This is a genomic window from Streptomyces sp. NPDC044061 (assembly GCF_056434305.1).
Map to the genome: position 1 here is coordinate 21,463 of NZ_JBWKFL010000010.1, position 18,681 is coordinate 40,143.

Annotated in this window: 20 protein-coding genes and 1 tRNA gene; 9 read left to right on the forward strand and 12 right to left on the reverse strand. The window is 73.1% G+C overall.

Annotation, left to right across the window (positions count from 1 at the left end):
• Positions 1 to 14 precede the first annotated feature (14 nt).
• The 7 genes from AC07CM_RS17715 (at position 15) to AC07CM_RS17745 (ending at position 5,273) form a co-directional block, all read left to right on the forward strand.
• Positions 15 to 1,208, forward strand: a complete 1,194-nt coding sequence (locus tag AC07CM_RS17715) for a glycine C-acetyltransferase (RefSeq protein ID WP_478877307.1) — start codon at positions 15 to 17, stop codon at positions 1,206 to 1,208.
• A 31-nt stretch (positions 1,209 to 1,239) separates the two neighbouring features.
• Positions 1,240 to 2,142 (forward strand): LysR family transcriptional regulator, encoded by a 903-nt coding sequence (locus AC07CM_RS17720; RefSeq protein ID WP_478877308.1) that lies wholly within the window; start codon positions 1,240 to 1,242, stop codon positions 2,140 to 2,142.
• Positions 2,143 to 2,188: 46 nt separating this feature from the next.
• Positions 2,189 to 2,761 carry a helix-turn-helix domain-containing protein gene (locus AC07CM_RS17725; protein ID WP_478877309.1) on the forward strand — a complete coding sequence of 191 codons (573 nt, stop codon included), beginning with the start codon at positions 2,189 to 2,191 and terminating at the stop codon, positions 2,759 to 2,761.
• Positions 2,758 to 3,288, forward strand: coding sequence for an N-acetyltransferase family protein (locus tag AC07CM_RS17730; protein WP_478877310.1), 531 nt, complete (start codon positions 2,758 to 2,760; stop codon positions 3,286 to 3,288). Before AC07CM_RS17725 ends, AC07CM_RS17730 begins: the two co-directional genes overlap by 4 nt.
• 30 nt (positions 3,289 to 3,318) lie before the next feature.
• Positions 3,319 to 3,678, forward strand: coding sequence for an MmcQ/YjbR family DNA-binding protein (locus AC07CM_RS17735; RefSeq protein ID WP_478877311.1), 360 nt, complete (start codon positions 3,319 to 3,321; stop codon positions 3,676 to 3,678).
• Positions 3,679 to 3,767: 89 nt separating this feature from the next.
• On the forward strand, positions 3,768 to 5,060 hold the full coding sequence (locus tag AC07CM_RS17740; RefSeq protein ID WP_478877312.1) for an MFS transporter: 1,293 nt from the start codon (positions 3,768 to 3,770) through the stop codon (positions 5,058 to 5,060).
• A 136-nt stretch (positions 5,061 to 5,196) separates the two neighbouring features.
• Positions 5,197 to 5,273, forward strand: a tRNA-Pro gene (locus AC07CM_RS17745).
• 74 nt (positions 5,274 to 5,347) lie between these two features.
• On the opposite strand, the gene AC07CM_RS17750 is transcribed toward AC07CM_RS17745, so the two are convergent.
• The 7 genes from AC07CM_RS17750 to AC07CM_RS17780 form a co-directional block, all read right to left on the reverse strand.
• A complete protein-coding gene (locus AC07CM_RS17750; RefSeq protein ID WP_478877313.1) occupies positions 5,348 to 6,364 on the reverse strand; it encodes an MASE1 domain-containing protein in 1,017 nt (338 codons plus the stop codon).
• A 107-nt stretch (positions 6,365 to 6,471) separates the two neighbouring features.
• The gene (locus tag AC07CM_RS17755) at positions 6,472 to 7,749 is read right to left on the reverse strand and encodes a PP2C family protein-serine/threonine phosphatase (protein WP_478877314.1); all 1,278 of its coding nucleotides are present in this window, start codon (positions 7,747 to 7,749) and stop codon (positions 6,472 to 6,474) included.
• A gap of 243 nt (positions 7,750 to 7,992) precedes the next feature.
• Positions 7,993 to 8,787, reverse strand: a complete 795-nt coding sequence (locus tag AC07CM_RS17760) for a COG4705 family protein (protein WP_478877315.1) — start codon at positions 8,785 to 8,787, stop codon at positions 7,993 to 7,995.
• A 183-nt stretch (positions 8,788 to 8,970) separates the two neighbouring features.
• The gene (locus AC07CM_RS17765; protein WP_478877510.1) at positions 8,971 to 9,498 is read right to left on the reverse strand and encodes an NUDIX hydrolase family protein; all 528 of its coding nucleotides are present in this window, start codon (positions 9,496 to 9,498) and stop codon (positions 8,971 to 8,973) included.
• Between the two features lie 41 nt (positions 9,499 to 9,539).
• Positions 9,540 to 10,694, reverse strand: coding sequence for an amidohydrolase family protein (locus tag AC07CM_RS17770; protein ID WP_478877511.1), 1,155 nt, complete (start codon positions 10,692 to 10,694; stop codon positions 9,540 to 9,542).
• A complete protein-coding gene (locus AC07CM_RS17775) occupies positions 10,691 to 12,094 on the reverse strand; it encodes a glutamine synthetase family protein (protein WP_478877316.1) in 1,404 nt (467 codons plus the stop codon). The genes AC07CM_RS17770 and AC07CM_RS17775 overlap by 4 nt, the downstream gene beginning before the upstream one ends.
• Before the next feature lie 67 nt (positions 12,095 to 12,161).
• Complete coding sequence (locus AC07CM_RS17780) at positions 12,162 to 12,971, reverse strand: SAM-dependent methyltransferase (protein ID WP_478877317.1); 810 nt, start codon at positions 12,969 to 12,971, stop codon at positions 12,162 to 12,164.
• A 173-nt stretch (positions 12,972 to 13,144) separates the two neighbouring features.
• Between AC07CM_RS17780 and AC07CM_RS17785 the strand changes: the two genes are divergently transcribed.
• The gene (locus AC07CM_RS17785; RefSeq protein ID WP_478877318.1) at positions 13,145 to 13,999 is read left to right on the forward strand and encodes a Cof-type HAD-IIB family hydrolase; all 855 of its coding nucleotides are present in this window, start codon (positions 13,145 to 13,147) and stop codon (positions 13,997 to 13,999) included.
• 209 nt (positions 14,000 to 14,208) lie between these two features.
• Here the strand turns inward: AC07CM_RS17785 and AC07CM_RS17790 are convergent, their stop codons facing one another.
• The 5 genes from AC07CM_RS17790 to AC07CM_RS17810 form a co-directional block, all read right to left on the reverse strand.
• A complete protein-coding gene (locus tag AC07CM_RS17790) occupies positions 14,209 to 15,003 on the reverse strand; it encodes an SAM-dependent methyltransferase (RefSeq protein ID WP_478877319.1) in 795 nt (264 codons plus the stop codon).
• Positions 15,004 to 15,068: 65 nt separating this feature from the next.
• Entirely contained in the window at positions 15,069 to 15,716 is a 648-nt protein-coding gene (locus tag AC07CM_RS17795; RefSeq protein ID WP_478877320.1) for an endonuclease, read from the reverse strand.
• 2 nt (positions 15,717 to 15,718) lie between these two features.
• On the reverse strand, positions 15,719 to 16,063 hold the full coding sequence (locus AC07CM_RS17800) for a DUF3140 domain-containing protein (RefSeq protein ID WP_478877321.1): 345 nt from the start codon (positions 16,061 to 16,063) through the stop codon (positions 15,719 to 15,721).
• A gap of 53 nt (positions 16,064 to 16,116) precedes the next feature.
• A complete protein-coding gene (locus AC07CM_RS17805) occupies positions 16,117 to 16,602 on the reverse strand; it encodes a Dps family protein (protein ID WP_478877322.1) in 486 nt (161 codons plus the stop codon).
• A 118-nt stretch (positions 16,603 to 16,720) separates the two neighbouring features.
• Complete coding sequence (locus AC07CM_RS17810) at positions 16,721 to 17,581, reverse strand: lysophospholipase (protein ID WP_478877323.1); 861 nt, start codon at positions 17,579 to 17,581, stop codon at positions 16,721 to 16,723.
• A gap of 157 nt (positions 17,582 to 17,738) precedes the next feature.
• On the opposite strand from AC07CM_RS17810, the gene AC07CM_RS17815 reads away from it, so the two are divergent.
• The coding region (locus AC07CM_RS17815) for an acetyl-CoA C-acyltransferase (protein ID WP_478877324.1) at positions 17,739 to 18,681 on the forward strand (943 nt) is incomplete at its 3' end.

The window sequence follows — 18,681 nt, forward strand, 5'->3', positions numbered from 1 at the left end:
TCAGGAGCTCCCCCATGTTCGACTCTGTCCGCGACGGCCTGCGCGCCACCCTCGACGAGATCCGCGCCGCCGGCCTGCACAAGCCCGAGCGGGTCATCGACACCCCGCAGTCCGCGACCGTGAACGTCTCCGCCGGCGGCCGCCCCGGCGAGGTCCTCAACTTCTGCGCCAACAACTACCTCGGCCTCGCCGACCACCCCGACGTGGTCGCCGCGGCCCACGAGGCGCTGGACCGCTGGGGCTACGGCATGGCGTCCGTGCGCTTCATCTGCGGCACCCAGGAGGTGCACAAGGAGCTGGAGGCGCGGCTGTCCGCCTTCCTCGGACAGGAGGACACGATCCTGTACTCCTCCTGCTTCGACGCCAACGGCGGTGTCTTCGAGACCCTGCTCGGCGAGGAGGACGCGGTCATCTCCGACGCCCTGAACCACGCCTCCATCATCGACGGCATCCGCCTGTCCAAGGCCCGCCGCTTCCGCTACGCCAACCGCGACCTCGCGGACCTGGAGGCCAAGCTCAAGGAGGCCTCCGACGCCCGGCGCCGCCTGATCGTCACCGACGGCGTCTTCTCCATGGACGGCTACGTGGCCCCGCTGAGCGAGATCTGCGACCTCGCCGACCGCTACGACGCGATGGTCATGGTCGACGACTCGCACGCCGTCGGCTTCGTCGGCCCCTCCGGCCGCGGCACCCCCGAGCTGCACGGCGTCATGGACCGCGTCGACATCATCACCGGCACCCTCGGCAAGGCCCTCGGCGGCGCCTCCGGCGGCTATGTCGCCGCCCGCGCCGAGATCGTCGCCCTGCTGCGCCAGCGCTCCCGCCCGTACCTGTTCTCCAACACGCTCGCCCCGGTGATCGCCGCCGCCTCCCTGAAGGTCCTCGACCTGCTGGAGTCGGCCGACGACCTGCGCGTCCGGCTCAGCGAGAACACCGCGCTGTTCCGCCGCCGGATGACCGAGGAGGGCTTCGAGATCCTCCCCGGCGACCACGCCATCGCGCCCGTCATGATCGGCGACGCGGCCCGGGCGGCCCGCCTGGCCGAACTGCTGCTGGAGCGCGGTGTGTACGTGATCGGCTTCTCCTACCCGGTCGTCCCGCAGGACCGGGCCCGCATCCGCGTCCAGCTGTCCGCCGCGCACTCCACGGGCGACGTCAATCGCGCGGTCGACGCGTTCGTCGCCGCTCGTGCGGAGCTGGAGGCCTGACCGGGGCGGACGCCCTGGAATAATCGAGGGCATGATCGAGGCACGGCGGCTCCACATCCTCCGTGCGGTGGCCGACCACCGCACGGTCACCGCGGCGGCCGCCGCGCTGTATCTCACCCCCTCCGCCGTCTCCCAGCAGCTGACGGCCCTGGAGCAGGAGACCGGCCACCGCCTGGTCGAGCGCGGCGCCAAGGGCGTACGGCTCACCCCGGCGGGCGAGATCCTGCTCAGCCACACCAACGCGGTGCTGGCCCAGCTGGAGCGAGCCGAGGCCGAGCTGGCGGCCTACGGCTCGGGGGAGGCCGGCACCGTCACCGTGGCGGCCTTCGCGACCGGCATCGCCCAGGTCGTGGCGCCCGCCGTGGCCCGGCTCGCCTCCTCCGCGCCCGGCATAAGCATCCGGGTCCAGGACGCGGAGGGCGACGCCAGCTTGCCGATGGTCCTGGACCGGCAGGTCGACGTGGCCGTGGCGGTGGAGTACCGGGGCGCGCCGTCCGCCGACGACCCCCGGCTCACCCACGTGGCCCTGTACGCCGAACCGTTCGACGCGGTCGTCCCCGTCGGCCACCGCCTCGCCGACGCCCCCGAGGTCCCGCTCGCCGAACTGGCCAAGGACCCGTGGATCGGCCCCTACCCCGGCAACCCCTGCCACGACGTGGTCGTGCTGGCCTGCGAGAGCGCCGGGTTCCAGCCCCGCCTCGAGCACTCCTCCGACGACTTCCGCGCCGTCGTGGCCCTGGCCTCGGCCGACGCGGGCGTGGCCCTCGTCCCGCGCTCCGCGCTGCGGGGCATGGACGTCACGGGCGTGGTCGTCCGCCCCGTCGACGGCGTGGCCCCGACCCGCCGGGTCTTCGCCGCCGTACGACGAGGGGCCGAGGGACACCCGCTGATCCGCCAGGTGCTGGAGGCGCTGGGGGAGGCCGCGCAGGCGTGAGCCTTCCGCAACACGCTCGTCTCATATCCGGGATAGCGTCCCGGATATGAGAACCGAGGTTTCCGACCCCGTCGACGCCCGGATCGGCGCCCGGCTGGCCGAACTGCGGGCCCAGCACGGCTGGTCGCTGGGCGAGTTGGCGGAACGCAGCGGAGTGAGCCGGTCCACCCTGTCCCGGGCCGAGCGCGCCGAGATCAGCGCCACCGCGGCAGTCCTGAACCGCCTGTGCCACGTCTACGGACGCACCATGTCCCAGCTGCTCAGCGAGGTCGAGGCGGAACCGGCGCCGCTGGTCCGGGCGGCCGAGCAGCAGGTGTGGCAGGACCGCGCGTCCGGCTTCACCCGCCGGTCCGTGTCCCCGCCGCACGCCGGACTGCGCGGCGAACTGGTCGAGGGCCGGCTCACCCCGGGCGCCGACATCGCGTACGACCGCCCGTCCGTGCCCGGTCTGGAACAGCACCTGTGGGTCCTCGGCGGCGCGCTCGAGGTGACCGCCGGCGACACGAGCCGTCACCTGGGCGCGGGTGACTGCCTGCGCATGCGCGTCTTCGGACCGACGAGGTTCCGCTGCGCCGGTCCCGGCGAGGCCCGCTATGTGCTGGCGGTGGTCCGGCCATGAGGGTACTGCGCTGGAACGACGCCCAAGTGCGCAGCGGTTGCGAGGAGTTGGCGGATCTGCTGGCCGACACCGTGGCCGGCGGCGCCTCGGTCGGCTTCCGCGCGCCGCTCGGCCGCGCGGACGCCACCGTCTGGTGGCGGGAGCGGGCCGACGCGCTGGCCACGGGCCGGCTGGCCGTATGGGTGGCCGTGGACGACACGGACCGGGTGGCGGGCACGGTGAGCCTGGACCTGCCCGACAAGCCGAACAGCCGCCACCGCGCCGAACTCGTGAAGCTGATGGTGCACCGCTCGGCGCGCGGCCAGGGCCTCGGCCGCCGGCTCCTCAACACCGCCGAGCGGGCCGCCGCGGCCGCCCGCATCACCCTCCTGCACCTGGACACCGAGACCGGCAGCCCCGCCGAGCGCCTCTACCGCTCGGCCGGATGGACCCTCGCCGGCACCATCCCCGACTACGCGGCGAGCCCGTCCGGCGAACTCCGCGCGACGACCCTCTACTACAAACGGCTGGTCCCGCCGATCGGGTGACTGTCAGTGGCTGCCGCTAGCGTGCGAAGCATGCCGGACGCAGAAGACGTACGCCGTATCGCCCTGTCCCTGCCGGACACCACGGAGAAGGTGGCCTGGAGCATGCCCACGTTCCGGGTGGCCGGGAAGATGTTCGCCACGCTCCCGGAGGACGAGACGTCCATCGCCGTGCGCTGCCCGAAGGAGGAGCGCGACGAACTGGTGCTGGCCGAGCCCGACAAGTTCTGGATCGCCGGCCACGAGGCCCAGTTCGCCTGGGTGAGAGCGAGACTCGCCGCCCTGGAGGACGAGGACGAGCTGCGCGACATCCTCGCCGACTCCTGGCGGCAGGCCGCCCCGCCCCGGCTCCAGGACGCACACCCCGGACTGGGCCGGCCCGGAGGCCGCTGAAAACCCTTCGGCGGCGGGCCGGGCGGCGTGGCATGATCCCGCGCGGCGGAAGCCCCGAGGGGCGGGGGACCGGGAGGGGAGCACAGGGGATGACGGGTACGGACGCACGGCGTGACCTCGTTGCCCGGACCCGGCGAGGAGCCGGTGCCGGCGGCCCGGCCCGGGCCGTCTGGTCGCGGGACTTCGCGCTGTTCTTCGTGGCCCGGGCCGTCGCCCGCCTCGGTGACACGATGCTGCCCGTGGCGCTCGCCGCCGGTCTGCTGGAGCACGGGTACGGCGCGGGCGCGGTCGGCCTCGCCATGGCCTCCTCCGTCGCCGCCTTCGCCGGGCTCGTCGTCCTCGGCGGTGTCGTCGCCGACCGGTTCAGCACCCGCCGGCTGATGATCGGCGCAGACCTGGTCCGGGTCGTCACGCAGTCCCTCGCCGCCTGCCTGTTCTTCAGCGGGCACGTGGTCCTGTGGCAGATCTGTGCCATCGGTGTCGTCAACGGTGTCGCCGCGGCCGTCTTCCAGCCCGGAGTGGCCAGCACCGTGCCCCGGCTCGCCCCCGACGTCCAGGGTGCCAACGGCGCGATCCGCATCGCCGAGTCGGCGGCACAGCTCGCGGGCCCGGCCTTCGCCGGCGTCCTGGTCGGCTTCGCCTCGCCCGGCGGGCTGTTCGCCGTGCACGCCGGCACCTACGCGACCAGCGCCCTGTGCCTGCTGCTGCTCCGGCTGCCCCCGCTCCCCGAGGGCGCCCGCACCACCGGCCCCGGCCTGCGCGCCTTCCGGGCCGACCTGGTCGAGGGCTGGCGGGAGTTCCGGTCGCGGACCTGGCTGTGGGGCGTGATCGCCGTGTGGTGCGTCTACATGATCGCCGTATGGGGGCCGACGGTCCCGCTGGTGGCCACCGAGGTCGTCCAGCACCACGGCCCGCGCGCCTACGGCCTTCTGAACTCGGCCCTGGGCGCGGGCACGGTCGTCGGCGGCCTGCTCGCCCTCAGACTCCGCCCCCGCCGCATGCTCCGGGCCGGCGCGGTCGCCCTGTTCGCGTTCGTCGGCTTTCCGGCGGCCGTCGGCGCCGGGCTGGGTGTGCCGGCCATGGCGGCGGGTGCGGCGGCGGCCGGGGCCGGGATGTCGTTCTGGGGCGTGATGTGGGCGACCAGCGTGCAGACCCAGGTGCCGTCCGACGTCCTCAACCGCATTCACGCCTACGACGTGGCCGGCTCCCTGGCGATGATGCCCGTCGGCCAGGCCCTGGCGGGCCCGGCGGCCGCCGCCCTCGGTGCCGACCACGTCCTGCTGGTCTCCGCCGTGATGAGCGTGGTGGTGGCCGCGGCCCTGCTCTCGGTCCCCGCGATACGGGGGCTGGTGCGGGCCGAGGCGCAGCCGGCCGGGCACTGACGGGTGCTGACGGCACTGACGGGCACTGACGAGCGCTGACGGGCCCCGGGCCACAAAGGGACGCGCGACCACCGACCCGAGTGCGGTATTGTTTCCCTGCGCGTTTCGACCGGGGAAACCCCAGGTCAAACGGCACCGGGACGTGGCGCAGCTTGGTAGCGCACTTGACTGGGGGTCAAGGGGTCGCAGGTTCAAATCCTGTCGTCCCGACCAGCTCTCGCAGCCGGTCGGAGGCCGTCTTCTCAGGGATGAGGAGGCGGCCTTTGTTGTGTCCGAGGGCGAGGGGTTCACGTCCGTCGCGGAGCCCGCTGTCCCCGCTCGTCCTTCTCGGGCTCTCCGTTCGGGACCATCGGGGGCTGGTAGCCGGTGGTGATCTTGGCCGCCATCGCGGCGAGCTGCCTGCAGGCGCTGGCGATCTCCCGCTGGGTCTCGTTCCGCTCACTGATGACCGCCGCGACCATGAGCGCGGTCAGCGCGGCGGAACCGTTGAACGCCTGGAGGGTGATCATCTTGGTGAGCAGGTCGTGACCGGCGAACGGGCCCCACCCCCGGGCGGCGGCGACGATGGCGAAGGTCGACACGGCCAGCGCGCAGGGCGCGGCCCCGGCCAGCTGGAAGCGGAAGGCAGCCCAGATCAGCAACGGAAAGCCGAGGAACAGCAGTGGCGGGGAACTGGTCTCGACGAGACCCACGGCGACCGTGGCCGCCACGAGCAGCAGCGCCTCCACCCACCGGGCCGGCGGAGCGCGCTTCGGCAGGCGTGCCGTGCGCAGCACGAGCAGGACCGGCGTGACGACCAGCACGCCCATCGCGTCCCCGGTCCACCAGACCGACCAGGTCGGCCAGAAGCCGCTGGTGCCCAGCACACCGGAGAGCACCAGGGTCCCGGCACCCATGGTCGCGCTGATCAGCATCCCGGTGAACGCGCCGAGGAAGATCAGCGCGAGCGCGTCCCGCAGACGGTTCAGCTCGTTGCGGAAGTCCACGCGGCGCAGCAGCAAGTAGGAGCAGACGGGCGCCAGGGTGTTTCCCGCGGTGATCCCGAGCACGGCCGCGAGTGACGGCCCCAGCGAGATGTTGGCCAGGAAGGCTCCGAGCGCGATCCCGGGCCAGACCCGCGGCCCGAGCAGGAGCAGACTCGCAAGCGCGATACCGCTCGGCGGCCACAGCGGAGTGACCTGGCCGCGGACCAGTTGCTGGAGGAGTCCCACCTCGGCCGAGGCCAAATACAGCCCGGCGATGGCACAGATCTCCACAGCGGTCAGCGCACCGCGCCGGAGCCGTTCATGCCGCACGACAGTCATCGGGCGACCTCCGTGTCGACATCGCCCCGAGACCCATCATCCGCCGGATCCCACGGATCCTCCACGGGACCGTCGGGCCACGGGCTCGGCGTCCCCGAGTGGTGGGGTCAGGTGGGCGGGGTGCGCAGGGCCAGGATGGCCATGTCGTCGTGACCGTCGCTGGGGTGGTGATCGGCCAGGGTCCGGACGAACTCCGGCAGCGGCAGGGCGGCGTGGGCCATGGCGAGCTGGGCGAGTTCGTGCAGGCTCCGGTCGATGGGATGGTCGGAGTGTTCGATCAGCCCGTCGGTGAAGAAGACCATCGTGGCGGCCGGGGGCAGGAACCGGGAGTGGTCGGGGCGGGGCTGCGCGGTGTCGACACCGAGCGGCAGTCCCGGCTCGGCGAGCAGGTACTCCGCTCCGCGTTCTGGGGTGATCAGCAGCGGCGGGACATGGCCCGCGGTGCTCCAGCGGAGCCGCCAGCCCCGTCCCTCCGGTTCGATGCGGGCCAGGGCGGTGGTCGTGACGGGATTGTCGGTGATGGCCTCGAGGGTCCGGTCGAGCTGGGCGAGGACCGCGCCGGGCGGCCTGCTCTGGTCGAACAGCAGGGCGCGCAGCATGTTGCGGGTGGTGGACATGGCGGCCGCCGCGTGCAGATCGTGCCCGACCACGTCGCCGATGACGACCGCCACGACGTTGTCGGGCAGGGGGACGGCGTCGTACCAGTCCCCGCCGAGCTGGCTTGGCTCGGCAGCGGGCCGGTAGATGGCGGCGGCGGTGAAGGGCCGCAGGTCCGGCAGCGTGGGCAGCAGGAGCCGCTGGAACTGCTCGGCTCCCACGCGTACCCGTTCGAACAGACGGACGTTCTCGATCGCGATGCCGGCGGCGCTGGCCAGGGCGACGACGACGTTCTCGTCGTGTACGTCGAACGGCTCACCGTCGTTCCGCTCGGACAGGTACAGATCGCCATAGATCTCGCCGCGCACGGTGATGGCGACGCCGAGCAGGGTGCGCAGGTGCGGGTGGCCGGGCGGGAAACCGGCGGACGACGGATGCGCCAGGATGTCGTCGACCCGCAGGGGCTCGGGGTAGCGGATCAGATGGCCGAGGACGCCCAGGCCACGCGGCAGGCCGGTCCGGTCCAGAGCATTGCGTTCCTGCTCGGACAGACCGGCCGAGATGAACTGCTCCAGACACTCTCCGGACTCGTTGAGCACTCCCAGCGCCCCGTAGCGGGCGCCGACCAGGTCCATGGCGGTGGTCACGATGCGGTGCAGCACCGCGGGCAGTTCCACCTCGCGGCTGATGGTCACCACCGCGTCCAGCAGGCCCTGCAGCCGGTCCATGGAGGACAGCAGGCCGCGCAGCTGTTCGTCGATCCGGCCCAGCTCGGAACGCAGGCGCATGTGCAGGTCGGGGAGGTGCGGCTCCCTCGGCGATCTTCCTCCCCTCACTCCAACCATCACGTCTCTCCTGCCCGCACGAGGCCCCACGGGGCACACGGCCGCGTCGCCTTCGATTGTGGCATCGGCGTCCCACCTCGGCGCTCTCACCTCGGCGGCCCGAGCGCGTCGGCCGCGGGCCTCCACACACGGAAAGGCCGAGTGAGAGGTGGCGGGTGAGGCCGTGTCCCCGGGCTCCGGGAGGCCTCAGGAGGTCCGCTCGTCCTCCCGGGACGCCGTGAGGTAGCCGACCAGCCCGAGGATCGCCACGGTCCAGGACAGCGTCACCGGACCGAGCCCCAGGCCGAGGCCGCCCCGGTGCGGCTCCAGGGCCAGCCAGTCGGCGATCGAGGCGCCGAGGGGACGGGTGATGACGTACGCCGTCCAGAAAGCGGCCACCGCGCCCAGGACGCCCGCACGGTGGGCGAGGGCCGGGACGCAGATGGCCACGGCGAACAGGACGACCGAGCCGGCATAGCCGAGGCCGACGTTCGCCGTGAGGTCGCCGGCGGCGGTGCCGAGCGCGAACGTGGCGAGGACGGCGGCCCAGTAGAACGTCTCGCGGCGGCGGGTGCGGATGCCGTGGATCGACAGGGTCCGCTCGCTCGCGTACCAGAGGGCGAACACGGCGGCCAGGACGACCATGAACAGCGGCGTCGACAGGGTGTAGGGGACGCCCAGGCCGACGTGCAGGACGTCGGCCGCCATCGTGCCGAAGACGCTGACCGTGACGATCGCCGTCCAGTAGACCCAGGGCACGTACCGGCGCACGGCGAACTGGAGCACGAGCGACGCCACGAAGGCGACACCGCCGAGACCGACCGCCGGTACCGGGCCGAGGAGGCGCGCCAGGTAGTCGGAGGCGGTCTCGCCCATGCCGGTGGTGAGGACCTTGATGATCCAGAAGTAGACGGTGACCTCGGGCACCTTGTTCGCGCCCTCGCGGAGGCGGGCGCGGGCTTCGGCGTGGGGCCGCCGGTCGAGGACGGGCTCTGTGCTCATGGCCCGCACCCTCGCATGATCAACAGCCTTCTCCCCAGCCCCCTTTGCCATTGTTTTGGGGCTTCTGGTGCAGGTGTTGCCACACGCTCCCGCGGGCCTGAACGCAACCTGAACGGAAGCGGGAAAGCCCTGGTCGGGGCCCTGACTGGCCTGATAGACAGGCCAGTCACCCAGGCTCCGGCGTCAGGACACCACGCCCACGTGCGCGAGCGCCTGCTTCAGCAGCGCCCCGTGGCCGCCCGGCATCTCGCTCTGCACGGCCGGCGAGGCTGCCTCCTGCGGGCTGAACCACACCAGGTCCAGCGCGTCCTGCCGGGGCCGGCAGTCGCCGGTCACCGGGACGACGTAGGCGAGGGACACCGCGTGCTGACGCGGGTCGTGGTACGCCGTGACGCCGGCCGTGGGGAAGTACTCCGCGACCGTGAACGGCTGCAGGGACGCCGGCACCCGGGGCAGCGCGACCGGGCCGAGGTCCTTCTCCAGGTGGCGCAGCAGGGCGTCGCGGACCCGCTCGTGGTGCAGGACGCGGCCGGAGACCAGGGTTCGGCTGACCGTTCCGTCCGGGCCGATGCGCAGCAGCAGTCCGATGCTCGTGACTTCGCCGCTGTCGTCCACGCGCACGGGCACGGCCTCGACGTACAGGATCGGCATTCGGGCCCTGGCCATTTCCAGCTCGTCCGTGGACAGCCAGCCGGGCGTGGTTTCGGTCATGTCAGACATTGCTTGATCATACTTTCCGGTGGGGCGCCCGCTCAGTCGCGGGCCGCATCGTTTTCGGGCAGTCCGTACAGTCGGCGGGCGTTGTCGCGGCCCGTCCAGGCCGCGATGCGCAGGGCGTCGGGCAGGCTCAACTCGTCGGCGTCGACCCGGGCTTGCAGCATTTCGGCCAGTCCCTGCCGGAAGGACACCGCGCCCAGGTGGTGGAACTCGGCCACACCGTAGGCATCGGAGCTGTACAGCAGTTTGCGGAACGGGGTGATCTCCAGCGCCTCCTCCAGCACCGCCTGGGAGCGGGCCGGGCCGGTGTAGTGCAGGGCCAGGCCGACATCCAGGTGGACCTGTTCGAACACCGCGGCCAGATAGGCGGCCTGGCGGTGGTACGGCCAGCAGTGCAGCAGCAGGACCGGGATCGTGCCGGCCGTCAGGTGCAGCCAGTCGGTGAGCAGGGCTGGGTCGGCGCGGTGCAGCCGTACGTCGGGGTCGCCGAAGCCGGTGTGCAGCTGGAGCGGCAGGCCTAGGTCGACGGCGGTCCACAGCAGGTGCCGCACCAGGACCCGGTCGGTCAGCCGGCCGCCGTGCGCGAGCCAGCGCCGGGCGGCCTCCGTCACCTGCGCTCCCGTGGGCCGCTCGGGGGCGAGGGCGAAGCCGGTGCGGTAGGCCGCCACCGACTTCACCGCGACCACGCCCGGCCGCCTTACGGCCTCCTCGGCCGCGGCCCGGAACACGGCCGGGTACTCACCCGCCTCCACACCCCGCGCGGCCACCTCCTCGGCGACCCGCTCCAGCCGTACGACCTCGTAGCCGGTGGCACCGGCGGCCTCGGCGAGTTCGGCGGGGGAGGTGACGGGGTGCGGGGCGTAGCCGGTGTCGACGCAGAGGACGCCGACTCCCGCGGCCCTCAGGAAGCGCCGGTTGACCTCGTGCGGGCCCAGGGCGGAGCGCCGGGCCAGGTAGTCGGCGGCCGGCGCGTGCCGGGGCAGGTCCAGCAGCGGCGCACAGTGCCGGCGTACGGCCACGCCGACCGGGCTGTCGAAGGGGGAGACTCCGGGCCAGGCGTCGCCCTCGGTGATCAGCGACTCGAACTGCCCGGGCGGGAGATCGACCGTCACGGCGCCGTGGCAGTGGTGGTCGACCAGGGGGAGCGCGGCGAGCGCCTCGTGGACCGGGCCGGGGGCGGACACGGTCAGTACTTCCAGCGGTAGGCGGCCGCCACCTGCGCGTCGTCCAGGCCGTCCACGGCCGCGGCCTCTCCGAGCCGTACGGCGGTCACCGCGTCCGCCAGGACCGGTCCCAGCGCGGCCCGCAGCACCTGGTCGGCCCCGAACTCCTCGACGGCCCCCGGCAGTGACCGCGGCAGCCGCCGTACGCCGAGGGCGGCCGCCTCGTCCGGGCCGAAGCGGGCCGGGTCCCCGGTGATCTCCTCCGGCAGTGGCAGGGACGCCGTCATCCCGTCGAGCCCGGCGGCGATGACGCAGCCCAGCGCTAGGTAGGGGTTGGCGGCCAGGTCGACCGGCTTGACCTCCATGTTCGCCTCCTGGTCCTGGCGGCCCGCCGTGCCGGTGACGATCCGCAGCGCGGCCTCGCGGGTCTCCCGGCCCCAGGCGGTGAACACCCCCGCCCACTGGGAGGGCTTGAGCCGCAGATAGCTGACCGGGCTCGGCGCGGTCACCGCCGTCAGCGCCGGTAGGTGGGCGAGCACCCCGGCCGCGAACGACTCGGCCTCGGCCGTCATGCCGTACCGGCCCTCGCCGCCGGAGTGCAGGTTCACCCCGCCGCGCCAGCAGGACAGGTGCAGATGGCCGCCGTTGCCGACCCCTTCGGCGAGGACGGCGGGCGCGAAGGACACCCGCAGTCCGTGGCGCTGCGCCACCGCCCGGATCGTCTGCCGCACCAGCACGCTCCGGTCGGCCGCCGCCACCGGGTCCAGCGCGCCCACCGAGACCTCGAACTGCCCGGCCGCGTACTCGGGATGGATCTGGTCGACGTCCACGTCCTGGTCCGCGAGCGCGGCCAGCAGGTCGGCGGTGCAGTCGCTCAGTTCCACCTGCCGGACGGCGCCGTACGCCGGTCCGCGGACCGCCGGGACGAACTCACCGGCGGGCGCCGAGCCGAGCCCGACCGTCCACTCGATCTCGACGGCCGCCCGGAAGGCGAGCCCGTACCGTTCGGCGGCGTCCGCGACGATCCGGCGCAGGAAGGTGCGGGCGCAGCCGGGGTGCCGCTCGCCCTCCTGGGTGATGCGGTCCACGGGCGCCCACGCCCAGCCGGGCTGCCCCGCGAGGGGCACCAGCTGGTCGAGGTCCGGGTAGAGCCTGAGGTCGCCGTCGGGGGAGCCGAGGACGTCGGTGGTGACGATCGAGTCGTCGGCCAGGAACGTGTCGAACACCGGCGACATGCCCACACCCCAGGCGACGGCCGACTCCAGCCGGGCCGTGGGGATCGTCTTGACCCGGCCGACGCCCGCGGTGTCCACGTACGCCAGGACGATCCCGTGCACCCCTCGGGCGGCCAGCTCGGCGGTGAGCGCGGCGACCCGCCTCAGGTCGCCGGGGCGCCCGCCGGGCACCGGGTCGGCAAGGCTGGTCATACGTCCTCCTCGACGGGCTCGGCCCCCGCGCGACCGGGGTGCGGGGGCGGGCTCGGCCCTCGCGGGGTCAGGGTTTCACGGCCACCGCGCCGTACTGCGGTACCGCGGGGGCGTCGGCCTCGGCGCGCCACTGCGAGCACGGCACCAGACCCGGCTCGACCAGCTCCAGACCGTCGAGGAACGCGGCGATCTCGGCGTGGCCGCGGGCGGTGATCGGCGGGGTGGCGTTGGCGTTCCAGAACTCCATGGCGGCGAGATTGCCCCCGCCGCCGACCTCGGCGTCGAAGGTCGGGTGGGTGAGCACCAGGTGGCTGCCGGAGGGGACCTCCGCCATGATCCGGCGCACGATGTCCCGGGCCTCCTCGGTGTCCAGGACGAAGTTGAGGATGCCCAGCATCATCACCGCGACCGGCCGGTCCAGGTCCAGGGTGTCCGCGGCGCGCCGGACGATGGCGTCCGGGTCGCGCACGTCGGCGTCGATGTAGTCGGTCACGCCCTCGGGGGAGCTGGTGAGCAGGGAGCGGGCGTGCACGAGCACGATCGGGTCGTTGTCGACGTACACGATCCGGGACTCGGGGGCGACCCGCTGGGCGATCTCGTGGGTGTTGTCGACCGTCGGCAGCCCGGTGCCGACGTCGAGGAACTGGCGCAGTCCGCGCTCGGCGGCCAGGAAGCGCACCGCCCGGCCCAGGAAGTCCCGGTCCGCGCGGGCCACGGCCCGGATCACCGGGAACATCCCGGCGACGTGCTCGCCGACCCGCTGGTCGACCTCGTAGTTGTCCTTGCCGCCGATCCAGTAGTTCCAGACCCGGGCGTTGTGCGCCACGGAGGTGTTCAGCCGCGCCGATCCGGCCGTCGGGGAATGCCCCTCGGTCACGTGTCCGCCCTTCTCGCGTGCGGTCGTCCGCCGTCATTGTGCCGCCCCTTGATCGCGCTGTCCCGGGAAACGCGCACCGTGACGGCTCCGGCACCCTCCGGGGTGACCGCCTGCATGAGGAACACTGGACAGCGGTTTCCGCCCGCCCGTGCGTTCCCGACCGGAAGAAGGACATGCCCGCCACGCCCGCGTCGCTCCTCGACACCCCCACCCCGCCCGCCGGCCCCGCCGACATCCGGCTCGTCGTCACCGACATGGACGGCACCCTCCTGGACGACGCCAAGCGGATACCCGACGGCCTGTGGCCGATGCTCGCCGAACTGCGGCGCCGCGGTGTGCTGTTCAGCCCGGCGAGCGGCCGCCAGTACGCCACGCTGGCCCGGCAGTTCGCCGAGGTCGCCGAGGGCATGGTGTTCATCGCGGAGAACGGCACCTACGTGGTCCGCGACGGCGTGGAGCTGAGTTCCGACCCGCTGGAGCGGTCCGTCGCCGTGGATGTCGCCCGGACGGTACGGCGGCTGGGCGCGGACGGCGTCGACGTGGGCGCCGTGGTGTGCGGCAAGCGGTCGGCGTACGTCGAGCGGGCCGACGAGGCGTTCCTGGCGGAGGTGCGCAAGTACTACGTCGAGCACCGGATCGTCGAGGACGTCACCGCCGTCGAGGACGACGTGATCAAGGTGGCGCTGTTCGACTTCGGGTCCGCCGAGCACACCACCGCCCCGGCCCTGGAGGCCTTCGCAGCCACCCACCAGGTCGTCGTCTCCGGCGAGCACTGGGTCGACGTCATGAACCGCACCGCCAACAAGGGCACCGCCCTGCGCGGCCTCCAGCGCGAGCTGGGCATCACGCCGGCGCAGACCATGGTGTTCGGGGACTACCTCAACGACCTGGAGATGCTGGACGCCGCCGAGTGGTCCTTCGCCATGTCCAACGCCCACCCCGAGATCATCGACCGCGCCCGCCACCTCGCCCCGTCCAACAACGAGAACGGGGTACTGCGGACGATCGCCCGGGTCCTCGGTCTGTAGGCCCCGGGGCGGCGGACGGCGGCTGTTGGCCGACGGGGTTCGGCGGGGCCGTCAACTCCCGTTACTGCCAAGGTCGACCGGGGCGAGCCGCCCGACGTTCTGCCACGTGGTGGAGTCGCGTTCGGGGGCGCCATGGGCGTGTCCGCCGTGCTCTCCGCCCTGTACCGGGGGATCGGGGGCAGCGGTGGGCAGTGACAGCCGCGCGCGGCTCAGCGCTTCAGGCCGACCGCACCGTACAGCGAGATCGGGGCGTCCGGTTCGCTCTCGGGGCGCCAGTCCGCCACGGAGACGATCCCGGGCTCCAGCAGTTCGAGCCCCTTGAAGAACACGCCCACTTCGGCCTGCGAGCGGGCCACCAGGGTCACCCCGCCGACGGCGTACGCGGCGATGCCCCGCTGGACGTTCTCCGGTTCGAAGTCGGCCGTCATCGTGGACAGCACCAGGCAGCTGCCCGGCGCCAGCGCCTCGACCAGCGTGGCGACCAGGTCGTGGGCGCCGTCCTCGTCGGCGACGAAGTGCAGCAGGGCGATCAGCGACAGGGCCACCGGGTGGTCGAAGTCCAGGACGCGGGCCGCGCGTTCGAGGATGGCGTGCGGATCGCGGGCGTCGGCCTGGACGTACTCGGTCAGGCCCTCGGGGGTGCCGCGCAACAGCGCGCTCGCGTGGGCCAGCACGATCGGGTCGTTGTCGACGTAGACGACGCGGGCGTCGGGCGCGACGGACTGGGCGATCTGGTGCAGGTTCGGCTCGGTCGGTATGCCGGTGCCGATGTCCAGGAACTGGCGGACGCCCCTCTCCTCGGCCACCGCCCGCGTGGCCCGGCGCATGAACGCCCGGTTGGCCACCGCGGCGCGCGGGGCACCCGTGTCGATCGCCGTGATCCGCCGGCCCAGTTCCTCGTCGACGGGGTAGTTGTCCTTGCCGCCGAGGAACCAGTCGTACACCCGCGCCGGATGCGGCCTGGTGGTGTCGATCTCCTGTGCGGCGGGCTCGGTCCCCGTCACGTGCTGCTCCTCCGCTCGACAGCGCCCCCGTGGTCATCCGGGGGCGTGCGAGCAGTCTGACACGATCATGAGGCGTGGCGGAGGCACTCCTCGGCCACCTGTCTGTCCAGGGCGGCCCGCACCAACGCCGCTGCCAGCACGGCGGGTTGGGCGTCTCCGGCCAGCCCGGTCAGCCGGTCCGGGTCCTTCGGCAGGCCGAGCCGCTCCGCGCCGGACAGCGCCTTGCCGTCGAGGTAGGGCGCGACATCCGGCCACACCCGCTGGGCCTCGCGCAGGAAGATGTCGGCGCCGGCCGGGCCGATGCCGGGCTCCTCCTGCAGCAGCCGCTTCAGCTCGCCGGTGTCGCCGCCCGCCTCCTCGTGCAGCCGGCGCAGATCCCCGCCCCAGCGCTCGGTCAACAGCTCGGCGCCGTCACCGAGTTGCGTGGCGGTGCGCTCGTCGTAGCGCCGGTAGCCGCCCCGGCCCAGCGCGTCCACCCGTTGCTGCCAGTCGGCCTCGGCCATGCGGCGCGGGTCGTCCAGATGGTCCTCGTGCAGGGCGCGGGCGGCGGCCACCGCGACGGAGGCCCGGATCCGCGCGCTGAGCAGAAGGGAGAGCACCAGCAGCCGGTACAGCGGCTGCGGGGTGTCCCGCAGGCGGATGCCCGCCTCGTCGGCGTACGTCCGCCCGCACTCCGACAGCAGCTCGCGGACGACCCGTTCGTCGCGGTCCATGGCTACGGCTTGAGCGGGTCGTGGCCCATGGTCATCAGCCGGTGCCGGCGGCGGGTGTCCTCCGGCGTGGTCTCCGGCTCGGGCTCGTTCTCCATGTCCACCAGGTCACCGACCGTGTCGACGACCTTGTACATCACCCGGACGTCGTCGTCGGTGAGGTCGGTGCGCCGCTTCTGCAGGATCGCGAGGACGTGCTGCCCGGTGGGCGTGCCGGCCTGGTCCGGCAGTGGCTCCGTCTCCTCCTCCGCGTCCCGGACCTTGAGCCAGGCCGCGAGCTCGGCCGAGGTCATGTTCACCACGCGGTGGAAGTCCTCCCACAGCGCTTCGAGTTCGAGTGCGTCGGCCATGGGTTTCCCCTTCCGTGTGCGGGGGTGTGCGTGTACGTGCTGCCCGGCCGGGCTCAGGCGCCGTCGCGGGGCTGGTTCTCGGCCTCGAACATCCAGCGCTGCTTCTCCAGGTCGGCGGTGATGGAGATCAGCAGGTCCTGGGTGACCGGATCGGGCTTCTCGGTCGCCGAGATCCGTTCCCGCAGCCGGCCGATCGCCGTCTCCAGGGCCGAGGCCATCAGCTCCACCACCTCGGTGTCGCGCAGCCAGCCGTCCTTCGTGCCGGGCAGCGCGAACGTGGAGGCGATCGTCTCGGGCCGGCCGTCCGGCGGAACGCCCAGCGCGGAGGCGCGCTCGGCGACGGTGTCGGAGTGGGCGCGGGCGGTCGCGACGACCTCGTCCAGCTGGAGGTGGATCGAGCGGAACCGAGGCCCCACGACGTTCCAGTGCGCCTGCTTCCCGATCAGCGACAGGCCGAGCAGGTCCACCAGGGTCTCCTGCAGAGCGGTCCCGGTGACCCCGAGCGCCTCTTCGGACAGCGTGCTCCTCACCACGGTCATGGTGCGTTCGTCCCCTTTCGTCGTTCGGGCCAGGTTGCGTCCGGTGACGCGGGTGCCCGGAGCGAAGCGGGGCAAACGTGGCTGGTCACGTGGCTGGTCAGCCGGGGAGCACCCTGTCTCAGCCCGGGAGCACCCCGTCCCGGTCGGGAAGTACGCCGTCCTGGCCGGGAAGTACGCCGTCGCGGCCGGGCAGCACCCCGTCGAGGAAGCGGATCGTCTCCGCGAAGACGTCCGCCCGGTCCGTCTCCTGGAACACCTCGTGCCGAGCCCCGGCGAAGATCCGCTCGGTCGTCCGGCCACCGCCGAGCCGCTCCACCCCGACCCGGCTCCCCGGCAGCGGCACCAGCCGGTCGTCGTCCCCGTGCAGCCACAGCAGCGGCAGTGTGCCGACGTCACCGCCCTCGGCCACGGCCTCCAGGGTCCGTACGAACGCCCGGAGCGTCGGCCGCTTCATCGGACCGTGCCAGACCAGTGGGTCGGCGGTGTACGCGGCTCCCACGGCGGGGTCGCGGGAGAGTGCGGCCGGGCTGATCGGGGTGTCGGGGATCTCGTCCAGGGCGAGCAGCCGCCCGGGCAGCTCCCAGACCCCGATCACCGGCCCGGACAGGACCAGCGCGCTCAGCTCGGCGCCGTACCGCTGGGCGTACCGGGCCGCGATCAGGCCGCCCATGGAATGGCCGACCATGACGAGCGGCAGGCCCGGGTGCGCGGCGCGGGCCAGATCGGCCACGCGGTGCACGTCCGTGACCACGTCCTCGAAGTCCTCGATCACCACCCGGTCACCGACGGACCTGCCGTGCCCGACGTGATCGGGCCCGTACACCGCCGCCCCGTGCCCGGTGAGGACGCCCGCCAGTTCGTCGTACCGGCCCGTGTGCTCCCCGTACCCGTGCACCACGACGGCCAGGTAGCGCGGATCCGGGTGCGGCCACTCGCGTACGGCGATCCCGGCGAGGACGTGCTCGCGGACGTCGGCCATGTCTCCTCCAGCTGCCTCGGCGAAGGTCCCGGAGGATCTTCCCAGGGAGCCGGTCGGAGGTCTATAGTCCAAAACTAGCAGTGCTAATTAACTGGCTCTGCCGCCCCACCACAAGGTCCATGCTGATCCACAGCGTCGTCGGTCAGGAGTCCATGCCGTGCGTCCCGTCCACTTCGCGGCCGCCCGCCGCACCCCCATCGGCAAGCTGCGCGGGGCCCTGTCCAGCGTGCGGCCCGACGACCTCGCGGCGACCGTGATCCGCCACCTCGTGGCCGACGTGCCCGCCCTGGATCCGGCCCGCGTCGACGACGTCTACTGGGGCGCCGCCAACCAGGCCGGCGAGGACAACCGCAACGTCGCCCGCATGGCCGCCCTGCTGGCCGGCCTGCCCGAGTCCGTGCCCGGCGCCACCGTCAACCGGCTGTGCGCCTCCGGGCTCGAAGCGGTCACCACCGCGGCGCGTACCATCGCCGCCGGCGAGGCCGACATCGTGATCGCGGGCGGCTCCGAGTCCATGAGCCGCGCCCCCTTCGTGCTGCCCCGCCCGGACGAGGCACTGCCGCGGCGCATCGAGACGTTCGACACCCGGCTCGGCTGGCGCCTGGTCAACCCGGCCATGAAGGACCTGCACGGCCTGCTCGCCATGGGCGAGACGGCCGAGGAGGTCGCCGAGCGGTACGGCATCTCGCGGGCCCGGCAGGACGAGTTCGCGCTGCGCAGCCACCAACTGGCCGCCGCCGCCCGTAAGAACGGCCACTTCGAGGACGAACTCCTGTCCGTCGAGCGCCCGGACGGCGTCACCGTCGAGCAGGACGAGTGCGTCCGCGAGGACACCTCCCTGGAGAAGCTGTCCCGCCTCGAGCCGGTGTTCCGCGCGGGCGGCACGGTCACGGCGGGCAACGCCTCGCCAGCACGGGGGCGGAGCGGGGACTGGCCACCATGTGCGTGGGGGTGGGCCAGGGAAGCGCGGTGCTGGTCGAGAGGCACTAGGCCGTGTCCGCAAAGTCCCGCCCGCCCCACGACGGGGACTTGCGGGAACGACCCGGCGCTTTCCGCGGGGGCTCCCCGGCAAGGGGACTCTGAACCACAACCCCAACAAA